General features: G+C 58.5%; 16 protein-coding genes. 7 read left to right on the top strand and 9 right to left on the bottom strand.

What is annotated here, in order from left to right:
- The first annotated feature begins 21 nt into the window (after positions 1–21).
- Both AB1A64_RS05710 and AB1A64_RS05705 read left to right on the top strand, forming a co-directional pair.
- Positions 22–1,224, top strand: a complete 1,203-nt coding sequence (locus AB1A64_RS05710; protein ID WP_366550534.1) for an RSP_2647 family RNA methyltransferase — start codon at positions 22–24, stop codon at positions 1,222–1,224.
- Positions 1,221–1,763, top strand: a complete 543-nt coding sequence (locus AB1A64_RS05705) for an RSP_2648 family PIN domain-containing protein (protein WP_366550533.1) — start codon at positions 1,221–1,223, stop codon at positions 1,761–1,763. The genes AB1A64_RS05710 and AB1A64_RS05705 overlap by 4 nt, the downstream gene beginning before the upstream one ends.
- A gap of 61 nt (positions 1,764–1,824) precedes the next feature.
- Here the strand turns inward: AB1A64_RS05705 and AB1A64_RS05700 are convergent, their stop codons facing one another.
- The gene (locus AB1A64_RS05700; RefSeq protein WP_170358891.1) at positions 1,825–2,514 is read right to left on the bottom strand and encodes a M48 family metallopeptidase; all 690 of its coding nucleotides are present in this window, start codon (positions 2,512–2,514) and stop codon (positions 1,825–1,827) included.
- Between the two features lie 255 nt (positions 2,515–2,769).
- Here AB1A64_RS05700 and AB1A64_RS05695 point away from each other — a divergent pair, with 255 nt between their 5' ends.
- A complete protein-coding gene (locus AB1A64_RS05695; RefSeq protein WP_366550532.1) occupies positions 2,770–3,123 on the top strand; it encodes a hypothetical protein in 354 nt (117 codons plus the stop codon).
- 61 nt (positions 3,124–3,184) lie between these two features.
- On the opposite strand, the gene AB1A64_RS05690 is transcribed toward AB1A64_RS05695, so the two are convergent.
- The 5 genes from AB1A64_RS05690 to AB1A64_RS05670 form a co-directional block, all read right to left on the bottom strand.
- A complete protein-coding gene (locus AB1A64_RS05690; RefSeq protein ID WP_366550531.1) occupies positions 3,185–4,369 on the bottom strand; it encodes a VWA domain-containing protein in 1,185 nt (394 codons plus the stop codon).
- 3 nt (positions 4,370–4,372) lie between these two features.
- Positions 4,373–4,543, bottom strand: coding sequence for a hypothetical protein (locus tag AB1A64_RS05685; RefSeq protein WP_170348993.1), 171 nt, complete (start codon positions 4,541–4,543; stop codon positions 4,373–4,375).
- A 3-nt stretch (positions 4,544–4,546) separates the two neighbouring features.
- On the bottom strand, positions 4,547–5,908 hold the full coding sequence (locus tag AB1A64_RS05680; RefSeq protein WP_366550765.1) for a DUF2927 domain-containing protein: 1,362 nt from the start codon (positions 5,906–5,908) through the stop codon (positions 4,547–4,549).
- Positions 5,908–6,357: a GNAT family N-acetyltransferase gene (locus AB1A64_RS05675; protein ID WP_366550530.1), complete on the bottom strand. Its 450-nt coding sequence runs from the start codon at positions 6,355–6,357 to the stop codon at positions 5,908–5,910. The genes AB1A64_RS05680 and AB1A64_RS05675 overlap by 1 nt, the downstream gene beginning before the upstream one ends.
- A gap of 116 nt (positions 6,358–6,473) precedes the next feature.
- Positions 6,474–7,319 carry a MoxR family ATPase gene (locus AB1A64_RS05670; RefSeq protein ID WP_366550529.1) on the bottom strand — a complete coding sequence of 282 codons (846 nt, stop codon included), beginning with the start codon at positions 7,317–7,319 and terminating at the stop codon, positions 6,474–6,476.
- A 370-nt stretch (positions 7,320–7,689) separates the two neighbouring features.
- Here AB1A64_RS05670 and dksA point away from each other — a divergent pair, with 370 nt between their 5' ends.
- Both dksA and AB1A64_RS05660 read left to right on the top strand, forming a co-directional pair.
- Positions 7,690–8,112 carry an RNA polymerase-binding protein DksA gene (gene dksA, locus AB1A64_RS05665; protein WP_170348990.1) on the top strand — a complete coding sequence of 141 codons (423 nt, stop codon included), beginning with the start codon at positions 7,690–7,692 and terminating at the stop codon, positions 8,110–8,112.
- Between the two features lie 71 nt (positions 8,113–8,183).
- On the top strand, positions 8,184–9,335 hold the full coding sequence (locus AB1A64_RS05660; protein WP_366550528.1) for an FAD-dependent monooxygenase: 1,152 nt from the start codon (positions 8,184–8,186) through the stop codon (positions 9,333–9,335).
- A 4-nt stretch (positions 9,336–9,339) separates the two neighbouring features.
- Here the strand turns inward: AB1A64_RS05660 and xth are convergent, their stop codons facing one another.
- A complete protein-coding gene (xth, locus tag AB1A64_RS05655) occupies positions 9,340–10,119 on the bottom strand; it encodes an exodeoxyribonuclease III (protein ID WP_366550527.1) in 780 nt (259 codons plus the stop codon).
- A gap of 280 nt (positions 10,120–10,399) precedes the next feature.
- Positions 10,400–10,723 (bottom strand): iron-sulfur cluster assembly accessory protein, encoded by a 324-nt coding sequence (locus AB1A64_RS05650; RefSeq protein ID WP_366550526.1) that lies wholly within the window; start codon positions 10,721–10,723, stop codon positions 10,400–10,402.
- Between the two features lie 76 nt (positions 10,724–10,799).
- Between AB1A64_RS05650 and AB1A64_RS05645 the strand changes: the two genes are divergently transcribed.
- Complete coding sequence (locus tag AB1A64_RS05645; protein ID WP_366550525.1) at positions 10,800–11,966, top strand: deoxyguanosinetriphosphate triphosphohydrolase; 1,167 nt, start codon at positions 10,800–10,802, stop codon at positions 11,964–11,966.
- On the opposite strand, the gene AB1A64_RS05640 is transcribed toward AB1A64_RS05645, so the two are convergent.
- Entirely contained in the window at positions 11,943–12,494 is a 552-nt protein-coding gene (locus tag AB1A64_RS05640; protein ID WP_366550524.1) for a hypothetical protein, read from the bottom strand. The genes AB1A64_RS05645 and AB1A64_RS05640 overlap by 24 nt on opposite strands.
- Positions 12,495–12,627: 133 nt before the next feature.
- On the opposite strand from AB1A64_RS05640, the gene argS reads away from it, so the two are divergent.
- The gene (gene argS / locus AB1A64_RS05635) at positions 12,628–14,373 is read left to right on the top strand and encodes an arginine--tRNA ligase (protein WP_366550523.1); all 1,746 of its coding nucleotides are present in this window, start codon (positions 12,628–12,630) and stop codon (positions 14,371–14,373) included.
- Positions 14,374–14,416: the final 43 nt, after the last annotated feature.

Raw genomic sequence — 14,416 nt, 5'->3', positions numbered from 1 at the left:
GTTCACCACTATGAGGGCGTCATGACCCAAGCCACCGACCGCCCCCGTATCCGTCTGAAACCCAAAGCCAACGCGCGCGGCCTGCGCCATGGCTTCCCGTGGGTCTATGCCAACGACATTGTCACCGACCGGCGTACACGCAAGATACCGGCTGGCGCCTTGGCCGTGCTTGAGGATGACAAACGCGCGCCTATTGCGTTGGTCGCCGTGAACCCCGAGTCGAAAATCATGTGCCGCGTGTTGGATCGTGACCTTGACGCCGACCTGAATGCTGAATGGTTCGAATCCCGCCTTCGCCGCGCTTTGGACATGCGCGAACGCCTGTTTGACGCCCCCTATTATCGCCTGATCCACGCCGAAGCGGATGGCTTTCCCGGCGTGATCATCGACCGTTTTGGCGATGCCTGCGTGATTCAGCCCAACGCTGCTTGGGCCGAAGCGCATCTGGAAGCACTGACCGACGCGTTGGTTGCTGTGACGGGTGTGACAACCGTGCTGAAAAATGCCTCGGGCCGCACCCGGGGACTGGAAGGGCTGGATGATGAAAACCAGACCTTGCGTGGAACTGCTCCTGACGCTCCGCTGCCGGTGCCGATGAATGACGCGACCTATATGGCTGACCTTGCCGGAGGTCAGAAAACCGGCCTGTTTTACGACCAACGCCCCAACCATGCATTCGCCGCACGGCTGGTGCAGCCGGGTGCGCAAGTGCTGGACGTGTTCAGCCATGTGGGCGGTTTTGGTCTGGCGATGCTGGCTGGCGGCGCGGCGCAGGCCCTGTCCGTCGATGGTTCGGCTGCGGCGCTGGACTTGGCGGCGAAGGGTGCCAAAACTTCGGGATGCGCGGATCGATTTGAAACCCGGCAGGGCGATGCGTTCGAGGTGCTGACCAAATTGGGCGAAGAAGGCGCGCAATTTGACGTGGTCATCTGTGATCCACCGGCTTTTGCGCCGTCGAAACAAGCCCTGGACGCGGGCCTGCGCGCGTATGAGCGTATCGCACGGTTGGCCGCGCCTTTGGTGAAACCGGGCGGCTATCTGGGGCTTTGTTCTTGTTCACACGCGGCCGATCTGGGTCGGTTCCGCGACGCGTCCTCGCGCGGGATTGGCCGGGCAGGGCGGCAGGCACAGCTGATCCACACGGGGTTTGCCGGCCCCGACCACCCGCAACTGCCGCAACTGGCCGAAAGCGGCTACCTCAAAGCCGTGTTCTACCGGCTGTGAAGGCGGTTCTGGATACCTGCGTCATCTACCCCACGGTGATGCGAGAGATGCTTTTGGGCGCTGCTAGATTGGGTCACTTCACCCCGATCTGGTCTCCTCGTATCCTCGAGGAATGGGCGCGTGCCGCCCGCAAACTGGGCCCGGAAGGCGAGGCGCAGGCCCGCGCTGAAATCGCCGTGACACAGGCGCAGTGGCCCAAGGCTGAACGCGCGGCCAATCCGGGGCTTGAGCAACGCCTCTGGCTGCCGGACAGTGCCGATATCCACGTTCTTGCCACCGCCGTTGCGGCCTCGGCCGATGTTATCGTCACCGTGAACGCCAAGGATTTCCCAAGAAATATCCTGTCGGAAGAAGGGCTTGAGCGCCGCGACCCTGATGGCCTGCTATTTGGGTTCTGGCTGGATAATTCCGGCGACATGGCGGAACTCGCCGACCGTGTCTTGGCCGAAGCCAACCGGCTGTCCGGTGATCAATGGACCTTACGCGCGCTGATGAAAAAGGCCCGTTTGCCGAGGTTGGGCAAGGCGCTCAGCCATTAGACCGTATCCAACTTCATCTGGCTAATAATATCCCGGTGGGGCTGGCCCCTCGCTTTCGAACCTAACCGCCCGCGCCCCAACGCTGCTCAAGTGCTTCCAGCGCCGCGATCCGTTCATCTGTTTTGGGATGGCTCATCAGCCAGGCCGGAGTAACACCCGCGCGCTGTTGTGTCAGGTCTTCCAACTTGTGAAACAGCGACTTTTGCGGCCCAATCCCGATCCCGGCCTTGGTCAGCAGGGCGGCGGCATACTCATCCGCCTCATATTCATCGCTGCGCGACAGACGCGAGGCCAGCAGGTGGGTCAGCATATTGGCAATCCACGCGCCGATGAAGGGAATGAACCGGTTCAACAGCATCATCAAAGCCGCCCGTAATGCGTTCTGGCCGGAAAAATCGATCATCCGCCGCCGGGCATGCCCCAGCGCAACATGCCCCAGCTCATGCGCGATAACGCTGGCCATTTCCTCGGCCGAAACCTCTCCGTTACGGAACTTGCGATAAAAGCCGCGAGTAATAAATATCCGCCCGTCAGCAGCCGCCAGACCGTTCACCGGGTCGATCTCGTAGATGTAAACCGGGACCCGGTCGATCTCGAGCGCGGCGGCCAGCCTGTCAGTCATGCGTTTCAGCACCGGATCGGCCAGTTCTGTCGATTTCGCATCCAGCTCTCGGTGTGTTCGCCAGACGGAAATCCGGTACATCACAAAGGCATAAGCAATCGCCAATAGGATCGGGGTCAATCGAAGCATGCACTAGATATGGCTCTGAGTGGTGGAATAGGCAACCAGCCTTGAACTTTTGTGCAGTAAACAGAGCGGACGTCCAATTTTAGTCAAAATTCCCGGATAGCGAGAATGCGACATAAGAAATTCACTAGGATTCAATAGATTATGAAGAAATTCTGTTTTCGAGCGTACAGAGCTTGCCTGCGATCAATGGGATTATACGGGCTACTTTTGTGTTTCATGGCTGTATGGACATTGGCTTTTGGTTGGTCTCAGGGAATGAGCATTGGACCGATGGCTTTGGCCACGCTTATTGCGCTGGGTTGCAGTATGGCGATGACCGTTTCAAAACTGACACCAAATTGGCTGGCTGATCCGGATGGCATTGGGAAGGCACTGATCGTTTTTGTGGGGTCGGGCCCACTTATGCTTGTTTTTGGCGTGGCGGCCATCGCTGTCATTGGACCATTGGGGTTAGAAACACAGTTGGGCAAATCGCTGTCCATTCTGGTCGCGTTTCCCGCATTGGTGTTGGGAACTGTGATGGGTTGGGCGGCCCTGTTCTACGGGATATTGCCAAATAAAGACCAATCCATCCCGCCAGCGCGGCCCAGTTTTCCTCTGCCGGAGTAACTCACCGAAAACGCCGACCTGCGCGGCCTGCGTCAATCGTGCATGAGCAGGTGAACCTGACTTACCGCGTCAATTCCTTCATTCCCTGTTCCAGTCCGGCCAGGGTCATCGGCACCATGCGATCCTCAAATATCTCCTGGATCATGCCGATGGAGTGAGTGTATTCCCAATACTTCTCGGGCAACGGGTTGATCCACAGGTTTGACGGCCATTGTTCGCGGGCGCGTTGCAGCCAGACCTGTCCGGCCTCTTGGTTCCAATGCTCGTTGGCGCCGCCTGGATAAGCGATCTCGTAGGGGCTCATCGAGGCATCGCCGACAAAGATGCAATTGTAGTCCGAGCCATAGGTGCGCAGCACCTCATGCGTGGGGGTTTTCTGATCCCAACGGCGGCGGTTGTCGCGCCAGACGCCTTCGTACAGGCAATTGTGAAAGTAGTAGTACTCCAGATGCTTGAACTCGGTCCGCGCGGCCGAGAACAGTTCTTCGACCACTTTGATATGCGGGTCCATTGAGCCGCCGACGTCCAAAAACAGCAGCACTTTGACGGCGTTGTGGCGCTCGGGGCGGGTTTGCACATCCAGATAACCATGTTCGGCGGTGGCACGGATGGTGCCGTCCAGATCCAGCTCTTCCGCCGCGCCTTCACGCGCCCACCGACGCAGGCGTTTCAAGGCGACCTTGATATTGCGCGTGCCCAGTTCAACCGTGTCGTCCAGGTTCTTGAATTCGCGCTTGTCCCAAACCTTGACCGCACGCTGATGGCGGCTTTCGTCCTGACCGATGCGCACGCCTTCGGGGTTATATCCATAGGCCCCGAACGGAGACGTCCCAGCGGTGCCGATCCACTTGTTACCGCCCTGATGGCGGCCTTTCTGATCCTTGAGGCGCTCGCGCAGCGTCTCCATCAGCTTGTCGAACCCACCCATGGCTTCGATTTCGGCCTTTTCCTCATCCGAGAGATGTTTTTCGGCCATCTTCGCCAGCCAATCGGCGGGAATGTCGACTGCTTCAAGAACCTGTTCAAAGCTTATCTCGTCCAGCCCTTCAAAACTTGCGGCAAAGGCGCGGTCGAATTTGTCGATGTTGCGTTCATCTTTCACCATCGACACACGGGCGAGGTAATAGAACGCCTCGACATCATATGTGGCCAGGCCCTTTTTCATGCCCTCAAGAAAGGTCAGGTATTCGCGTAAGGATACGGGAATGCCCGCTTTTCTGAGATTTTCGAAAAAGGGCAGGAACATGGGTCAGACCACAAAACGTATGAGAATAAGGGACAGAACAAGACCGACCAATGCAAAGGCAATGCCATACCCGGCAGCATATTGCGCCATGTCAGCGCCGGTGCCGTTGCGTTTGCGCGCCGTCATCGCCCCAAGGATTGCCCCCAATATCGCCATTCCCAGAATTACGACCATGCGTTATCCGCCTCTGTTGTTGGGGGATCCTTCCGCAACTTCCTGGTTCAGCGACCGGACCACCGTTTCCGAGCCGAACCCGTAACGTGCCCACCCCAGACTGTCCAGCCTGACGGAACGTGCCTCAGCCGTCCGGCCTGCCTGATTGAGGGCTTCGGATTTCAGCAACAGCAAAGTCGCCAGTTGCGAGGCATTTTCGGCCCGCATCATCACGTCGATGGCTTTATCCAACTCGGGCAGGGCTTCGGGGCCTTTGCCCAGTGCCAGCGCGAATGCGGCAGTCTGGGTGGTGATATGGGCCTGATGGACATCGGTGCCGGGGGTTGTGCGCAGGTATCGCAAGGCGGTCTGATAATTGCGGAGCGCATCCTGCGGTTTGTCGAACTGACCCATCCGCCCCATCAGGTAATAGGGATAGGCCCGGCGATGATCGGTCCAGCCCTGTTCCTGACCGATCCGTGCGGCCTTTTGCGCGGCCCGCAGGCGCCGTTGCGTATTCAGTTGCGGGCGCAGGGATTTTTGAACCGCATTGATCCATTCACGCGGCGTTTCAGACAGCGGCTGCATTGGTATGTTTTCGCCACGTGGGTTCAGGCGTCTGAGAATGCCGGGCAGGGCGGCTTCAACCTGTTCGCTTGTCATTCCGCTGCGCAGTTCGGGCGCGTAGGCCGTGCGCAGGATCAGCATGTCGAACCCGGTCAGGACAGTATGGATATTGTCATCGTTGAAGACTGAATCCGGCAAATGATACAGATCGTTCAATGGCCCCAGCGACTGTGCAATCTCTTCATGCAGACAATCGCGCTTTTCCTGCGGGCTGACGTCGTATGGGATAAAGATGCCCAGACGTTCGCGGCTGCGCAGTCGGCTCCAGCTGCTTATCTGTTTGCGTCGGTTACGGCGGTACTCTTCGAAACTCGAAGAGTTGGGCACCACGAAACAGGCCGCTTGTGGCAGAATTTCGTGGATCTCTGCCTGGCTGACGGCCTCGATTGTGATGTTGGCCGTGCCGTCCGAAATCTGTTGAATGTCGATCCTGGCCTCGCGGCGCAGGCGATTCAGCAATTGGGTCAGGTCGCGCTGCATTGAGGGCGTAGGTGAGCCGGTCATACGCACGGTGATCGGCGTTTCGAACCGCGTGAATACCGGCAGTTTCGCGCCCCCTTCCAACGCGAAATGCAACGATACGAAATCCGCCGCGATATTTGCATTCGACCGGCCCGGTGGCATGGGGAACGCGCGGGTGAATGTCTTGGCCGGCGGCAACGTCTCTTCAATCGCCTGCACGCGGGTTGGTACTTCGGTCGTCTCAACCGCTGCGCAGCCTGCCAGCGCCACACCTGCAACAAGGGCCACCCATCGCATCATGGGCGCTGATACCGGATAAAGGGCGTCTGTTTGCCGATGCGATCATATAGCTTGCGGGCGGTGTGGTTGAAATCCTGCGTCAACCAATAGACTGACGGCGCGCCCTGTCGGTCGGCCTCATCATACACCGCCTGAATCAGAGCGCGGCCGACACCGGTGCCGCGCGCCTGGGGGCGGGCGAACAGGTCTTGCAGGTAACACACGGATTCAACCTTCCACGCGTGGCGGTGGAAAAGGTAATGCGTGAGACCAACAAGCCGCCCGTTTTGTTCCGCAACAAAACATGAGAAATCATTAGGGTCATCGCCCAGCAATCGTGCGAAGGTGCTGTCATAGATCTCATCTGCGACCGTCGTTTCATAAAACGCCAGATAGTCGCGCCACATGTCGGACCATTCAGCGCGGTCTTCGGGCCGCAAGGCGCGGATGGTCAAAGTGTCAGTCAATCACAGGGTCCCGTCTGATCCGGTCATAGGTAGTCCGGATAAACCGGACCGCCACCTGCAATGCTGACAGCCAGACCTGTCCAAGGCAAGCAGCGATCAACAGATGTTCAACAGGTTCAGCGCTTGCTGCGCGCCATAAAGGCCAAACGTTCGAACAGATGCACGTCCTGTTCGTTCTTCAGCAGCGCACCGTGCAGCTTTGGCAAAGCGTTCGCACCGTCGCGTTTGAGGTCCTCGGACGTCAGGTCCTCGGCCAACAGCAGCTTTAACCAATCCAGCACTTCGGAGGTCGAGGGCTTTTTCTTCAGCCCCTGCGTTTCGCGGATTTCATAGAATTGCGTCAGGGCGGTGGTCAGCAGCGCGTCCTTGATGCCGGGGTGGTGGACCTCGACGATCCGGCGCATGATTGCTTCGTCAGGGAAGCGGATATAGTGGAAGAAACAGCGGCGCAGAAACGCGTCGGGCAGCTCCTTTTCATTGTTCGAGGTGATGATGACGATGGGGCGGTGTTTGGCCCGGATGGTCTCACCTGTCTCGTAAACATGGAACTCCATCTTATCGAGTTCTTGCAGCAGATCGTTGGGAAACTCGATATCCGCCTTGTCGATCTCGTCGATCAGCAAAACCACCTTTTCGTCGGCCTCAAACGCCTGCCACAGTTTGCCCTTGCGGATGTAGTTGGACACGTCATGCACGCGTTCCTCGCCCAGCTGACTGTCACGCAGTCGGCTGACGGCATCATATTCGTACAGACCTTGCTGCGCGCGGGTGGTGGATTTCACGTTCCACTCGATCATGCGCAGCCCCAGTGCGCCTGCCACCTGTTTTGCCAGTTCGGTCTTGCCCGTGCCAGGTTCCCCTTTGACCAGCAGGGGGCGTTCCAGCGTCACGGCAGCATTCACCGCAATGGTCAGGTCGTCGGTGGCAACATATTCGGCGGTGCCTTGGAAACGTGCGGTCATGTGCCCCTCATGTGGTTTTGCGCAATCTGTGTTGTTCGGGTTACAGAGAGGCGATGATTTTGACAAGCGGGCCACGGCGTCGCGGGATCAGATTTTCGTAACGACTCCAATCCCTTTTGCGTGATTCGACGTCCGGCGGGTGCCGTATCTGTCGGGGTTTGCCTAATTTTCGCCTGACAATTTCCACAGTATAACAAGGTTTTGTTGTTATTTGTCTCATATTTAGACATGCCAGAGACGTGACGTATCAAGACGACGTTTGTGTAGTGACATTCGTGCGTGCGTCGGATACATGCACCGCAGAAGGGAGCGCCAAATGTCAGGTCAAACAACAGCAACCGACGTTACTGGCCATACCGAGGGAGCAAAAATGAAGCAGGAAGTTTTTCTGCCGGAGGATTATCGCCCGGCCGAAGATGAACCTTTCATGAATGACCGTCAGCTTGAGTATTTTCGCCGCAAGCTGCTGGATTGGAAGAATGAACTATTGGCGGGCAGCCGCGACACGATCGAAGGGCTGCAGGACAACACCCGTAACATCCCGGACGTTGCAGACCGCGCAAGCGAGGAAACAGATCGTGCGCTGGAGCTGCGGACCCGCGACCGTCAGCGCAAGCTGGTCGCCAAGATCGACTCGGCCCTGCGTCGCATCGAAGAGGGCGAGTACGGCTATTGCGAAAAGACGGGCGATCCGATTTCGCTGAAACGTCTGGATGCGCGTCCGATCGCGACCATGACGCTTGAGGCGCAGGAACGTCACGAGCGCCGCGAAAAGGTCCACCGCGACGATTGATCGCTGGAACTTTGGTAACAATTCAAACGCCGGGGCCTGTTGCTCCGGCGTTTTTGCGTTAAGCCGGTGTCATGAATATCGACGGTCTGAAATTCAGTGTCATAGGCGGCGGAATAGGGGGGCTGGCAGCCTCTCTGGCGCTACGGCAACGCGGAGCGCAGGTCACGGTTCTTGAACAGGCTCCGGCCCTGACCGAGGTTGGCGCAGGGCTGCAGATCAGCGCCAACGGCATGGCGGTGTTGCGGGCGCTGAATGTGTTAGGGGATAAGCCCGAGGGCGGGCAGTTGTCGCACGGCACAATTCTGCGAGATTATCGCAAAGGTCGAGTAATAAGCCGTATTCCCGCACCGGCGGCCGGACCGACCTACTATTACCATCGCGCGGATTTGCTGGACCTGTTGCGCCGGGCGGCTTTAGAGGCGGGCGTTACTATCCAGCTGGGCGCGCAGGTGGCGCAGGTTCTCCAACATCCGGCAGAGGCGGAAATCGTTCTCAATGACGGCGAACGCTTGCGGTGCGACTGTGTTATCGCGGCGGACGGGGGCCGCAGCACCATACGTCCGACCCTGAACGGGCCAGAGGCCCCTCAGTTCACGCACCAGATTGCCTGGCGTGCGACTATCCCCTTGTCAGAACGAGAGGAGATGCCTTGCGCCTCACTGACAATGGGGCCTGGACGCCATGTCGTCACCTATCCGTTGCGCGATCAGCAACTGATGAATGTGGTGGCAATTGAGGAGCGCTCGGATTGGCAAGAGGAAGGCTGGCGACTGCAAGGCGATCCGAATGATCTGCGCGCGCGTTTTGCTGATTTTGGGGGGCCAGTGGGTGATATTCTGTCTGACGTGACCGAGACCCATCTTTGGGCCCTGTTCCTGCGGCCTGTGGCGCAAAGCTGGCAGGTGGGGCAGTTGGCGTTGCTGGGTGACGCGGCGCATCCCACCTTGCCGTTCATGGCGCAAGGCGCCTGTCTGGCGCTAGAGGATGCGTGGATCATGGCCCGCTGTTTCGAAGAGCAATCCGATGTGACACAAGCTCTTGCTGCCTATGAAACCCGTCGTCACCCAAGGGCTAAACGGGTTGTGGCCGCCGCCGGAGCCAACGCGCGCAATTTTCACCTGCGCGGTCCCATGCGGCTGGCAGCACAGTGGGCGCTGATGGCCGTAGGCCCGCGGCTTTCGCGAAAATACGATTGGATATACGACTACGACGCGACCACGTGAACTTTTAAAGGTCGAGCTGAATCCAGACTGGCACGTGGTCCGACGGTTTCTCGTGCCCACGCACGGCAGCATCAATCTGGCAATCTTGCATCAGATCGGCGGCCTGTGGTGTCAGTAGGAAATGGTCGATGCGAATGCCATCGTTTTTGTTCCACGCACCTGCCTGATAGTCCCAGAATGAGTAGTGACCAGGCCCTTGGGTGCGGGCCCGAAACGCTTCGGTAAAGCCCAAATTGAGGATTTTGCGAAACGCCGCGCGGCTTTCGGGCCGGAACAAAGCATCCTCGCGCCAGGCATCCGGTCGGGCGGCGTCTTCGGCCTGTGGGATGATGTTGTAGTCTCCCGCCATAAGTGCCGGTTCTTCGCTGGCCATCAGGTCGCGCGCCCGATCATACAACCGCTCCATCCAGGCCAGTTTATAATCATATTTCGGCCCGGGTACCGGGTTGCCGTTGGGCAGGTACAGCCCGCAAATCCGCAGCGCTTGCTTACCGATCACCGTTGCTTCGATCCAGCGCGCCTGTTCGTCCTCATCATCTCCGGGCAGGCCACGGGACACATCCTCAAGTGGAAGTTTTGATAAGATGGCGACGCCGTTAAAACTTTTCTGGCCGTGGGTTTCGACGTTATAGCCACGTTCCTCGAATATCTCGCGTGGGAAGTTTTCATCGACTGATTTGATTTCCTGCAATAGGACGACGTCAGGCTGTGCTTCGTCAAGCCACCGGGGCAGGGCTTCGGCCCGCGCTTTGATGCCGTTGATGTTAAACGTGGCGATTTTCATGCGCGATCCTCCAGTGGCTTGGGAGAACCTATCGCCCAGAACAGGCCCAACGGCAAGGAGGATGGCAGGTTTGCGAGGCTCTGCCTCGCGCTCCGAGGTATTTGGGGCCAGATGAAGAAACGGATTCTTAACGAAACTGATAAAAAAGAGTTTTGCGGTACAGGCGGAGGAGCCGATGACTGCGCCAGGTGAAGCTCTCTGATGGTTGTGTCAGAGAGCGGATCCCTGCTTCATCTGGCTAAAAATACCTTGGGGTGTGGGGGCAAAGCCCCCACCGCGATTACATGGAAAACGACGTGCCGCAGCCGCAGGACGAAGTCGCGTTGGGGTTTTCGATTACAAACCGCGCGCCGATCAGTTCCTGCGTAAAGTCGATCACCGCGTTTTCCAGAAACGGAAGGGAAATCGAGTCAACAATGACCTTTTGGCCCTTGCCTTCCAGCACAAGATCGTCGTCTTTCGGCTTGTCCAGCGCGATTTCGTATTGAAAACCGGAACATCCGCCGCCTTCCACTGCGACACGCAGGGCCTGACCCTGATCTGCCGCGCCGATCTCGGCGAGACGTTCAAAGGCGCGTTCTGTGACTGTGGGGGGCAGATTCATGCCAGTCTCCAAAGGTTTATTTCCTTTACGCCTTACAATATAGAAATTGCAAGGACAGGCGACAAGGATAAGGCCTTTGGACAGAGCAGGTTTTGCCTCGGACCCAGGCCGCGCAAAGGGGCGGCTTGTACCTGAGGAGGAAAGCAGTTTCCGGTCATGCTTCCAGCGCGACCGGGATCGGATCATTCATGCCAGCGCGTTTCGGCGGCTCAAACACAAGACACAGGTGTTTGTCGAGCATGAGGGCGACAGTTATCGCACGCGCCTGACGCATTCGATCGAAGTGGCGCAGGTGGCGCGAACGATTGCCGGGGCTTTGGGGTTGAACCCCGAACTGACCGAAGCTGTGGCACTGGCGCATGATCTAGGGCACACTCCCTTTGGTCATACCGGAGAGGACGCCTTGCACGCTTTGATGGAGCCATACGGCGGCTTCGATCATAACGCGCAGGCCATTCGGATCGTCACCAAGTTGGAACGCCACTATGCCGAATTCGACGGCTGCAACCTGACATGGGAATGTCTCGAGGGCATTGCCAAGCATAATGGCCCTGTGACAGGCGAATTGCCGTGGGCATTGGCCGAGTGCAATGGCGGTTTTGACCTGGAACTGCACACCCATGCCAGCGCTGAGGCACAGGTGGCGGCGCTGTCTGACGATATAGCCTATAACAATCACGATCTGTTGGATGGGCTCAGGGCCGATCTGTTCACGGACGAGGAAATTCAGCAATTGCCCATCGTCGGTGATTGCTATGCGGAGGTGGACCGCATATACCCCGGTCTGGACCCGTATCGGCGTAGGCACGAAGCGTTGCGTCGCGTGTTCGGGGTGATGGTTTCGGATGTGATCGACACCTCACGCGATCTGATCGCTGAGTCTGGCGCGCAAACGGTCGAAGATATTCGGCATCTGGGCTATCCGGTGATCCAATTCTCGGCGGGGCTTTGGGCGCAGCTCAAAGAAATCCGCGCCTTCCTGTTTTCAAGGATGTATCGCGCGCCCAGCGTGATGAAGGTCAGGGCCGAAGTGTCTGCGGTCGTTGAAGAATTATTCCCGATCTACTTGAACGATCCCAAACAAATGCCAGCCCGTTGGCACAGCGAAATCGAGGCCGCCCGAGGTGAAACGGCGCTGGCGCGGATTGTGTCGGACTACATTGCCGGGATGACCGATCGCTTTGCGTTGCAGGATCACAAAAGGCTGACGGGCCGCTCGTCACTCGATCCCGATATAGGCTAGCGCCCAGACCTGCTGCCCGGATTGCTCGGCGGCTAGATCGGCGTCGTCCGTTGCCGGAAAAACGATCATCGTCGGACCATAGCCGCCGATACCCATTGGGCTGCCATCCGCGTGGGTCGCCATGATGGGTTGGTGCGCCTGAATGCTGTCCCACGGGATTTCTGCTTGATAGCCATCCATCGCCATCGGCTTGGCTGTCTTCCCTTCGGCCCCGGCCATGACCATCACATCCGACAAGCGCGGCCCCGAAAAGGCAATGTCGCGCTGATTGCCTTCTGGACCGTAGGCAATCGTGATCTCCACCTGCTCCAGACTGTCCAGTATCGCGGCATCAAACCCGGCAGCACCGTCGTGCTGTACTTCGAGATACCCCAGCAGGCCGCCATCATTCTCGCCCCGCGGCGGCAGATTGGTTTCGGTGATCGCTCCGCCCAGTGAGACAATGACATGGCCTTGCGGCGCAGGCATCTCGGCCCTTACGGCAGTCGAGGTGGTAAGGGCGATTGCAAGGGACAGGGCTAGGCGCATGAAACGGTCTCCGGGTTGAGATTTTCCTGTGACCTTAGCCCGGTTTACCGCTAATCCAAGCGGAAACTGATCGCTTCCATTGACCTTGCCGCTTTGCGTGGTAAACCGCCGGACAAGCAAAAGGACATCCGAAATGAACCTGTTTTCCGAGATCCGCAGCCTTGTACTGGACGCGCTGGCACAGATGCAGTCCGAAGGTGCTCTGCCCGACGGGCTGAGCTTTGACAATGTGGCGGTCGAACCACCGCGCGATGCCGCGCATGGCGACATGGCGACCAACGCCGCGATGGTCTTGGCCAAGCCGGCCAAGATGAAGCCGCGCGACATTGCCGATGTGCTTGCCGGAAAACTGGCGGCGGATGACCGGATCACCAGCGCCGAAGTGGCCGGGCCGGGCTTTTTGAACCTGCGGTTGGTGCCTGCGGTTTGGCAGGGTGTTCTGGCAGCTGTGCTGGAGAAAGGGACCGACTATGGCCGCTCGACCATGGGGCAGGGGCAGAAGGTCAACGTGGAATACGTCTCGGCAAACCCAACCGGTCCGCTGCATGTGGGTCATACACGAGGTGCGGTGTTCGGCGATGCGCTGGCGAGCCTGCTGGCCTATTCCGGCCATGATGTCACCCGCGAGTACTATATCAACGACGGCGGCGCGCAGGTCGATGTGTTGGCACGCTCAGCCTACGAGCGCTATCGCGAAGCCAACGGGTTGAGCCCCGAGATTGCCGAAGGCCTGTATCCCGGTGATTATCTGATCCCAATCGGCGAAGCGCTGAAAGAAAAATACGGTGACAGCCTGATCGACAAGCCGGAAAGCGAGTGGCTGGAAGAGCTGCGTGAGTTTTCGACCGACGCGATGATGGATCTGATCCGCGCTGACCTGAAGGCGCTGGGCGTAGAGATGGATGTATTCTTCTCGGAGAAATCGCTCTATGGCACAGGCCGGATCGAGGCTGCGCTGAAGTCGCTGACCGAAAAGGGACTGATCTATGAGGGTGTGCTAGAGCCGCCAAAAGGCAAGAAGCCCGAGGATTGGGAGCCGCGCGAGCAGACCCTGTTCAAGTCGACCGAACATGGCGATGACGTCGACCGCCCGGTCAAGAAATCGGACGGTAGCTGGACCTATTTCGCCCCGGATATCGCCTATCACTATGACAAGGTGAGCCGTGGCTTTGACGCACTGATCGACGTGTTTGGCGCGGACCACGGTGGCTATGTCAAACGGATGAAGGCAGCAGTATCGGCGCTGTCCGACGGCAAGGTGCCGCTGGATATCAAGCTGACACAGCTGGTGAAGCTGTGGAAGAATGGCGAGCCGTTCAAGATGTCGAAACGGGCAGGGAACTTTGTAACCCTGCGCGATGTGGTCGATCAGGTTGGCCCCGACGTGACCCGCTTCGTGATGCTGACCCGTAAGAACGACGCGCCGCTGGATTTCGATTTTGACAAGGTGCTTGAGCAGAGCCGCGAGAACCCCGTGTTCTACGTGCAATACGCCCATGCACGTGTCATGAGCGTGTTGCGCCGCGCCGCCGAGGCAGGGATTGCCGCTGATGACGAGACCCTTGCGGGTGCGGACCTCAGCAAGACCGATCACTTCTCGGAACTGACCGTGGCCAAGAAGCTGGCCGAATGGCCTCGTTTGGTTGAGATCGCCGCGCGGACGAATGAACCGCACCGGGTTGCCTTCTACTTGTATGAGCTTGCTGGCGATTTCCACGCGCTGTGGAACAAGGGCAACGATGAGACGCAACTGCGTTTTATCCAGGATGGCGATGTTGCCACAAGCCAGTCAAAAATCGCATTGGCCCGCGCCGTTTCTGTTGTGATTTCAGCGGGCTTGGGTATTCTTGGCGTTACCCCGGCGCAGGAGATGCGGTAACAAACACCGCCCGAAGCACCGGTACGAGGTAGGCAAGAAATGA

Origin of the sequence: Ruegeria sp. ANG10 (genome assembly GCF_040705255.1) — a bacterium.
In the GTDB taxonomy this organism is placed as follows: domain Bacteria; phylum Pseudomonadota; class Alphaproteobacteria; order Rhodobacterales; family Rhodobacteraceae; genus Ruegeria.
The sequence above is the reverse complement of the archived record's forward strand: the minus strand, read 5'-3'. Positions and strand labels throughout refer to the sequence as shown.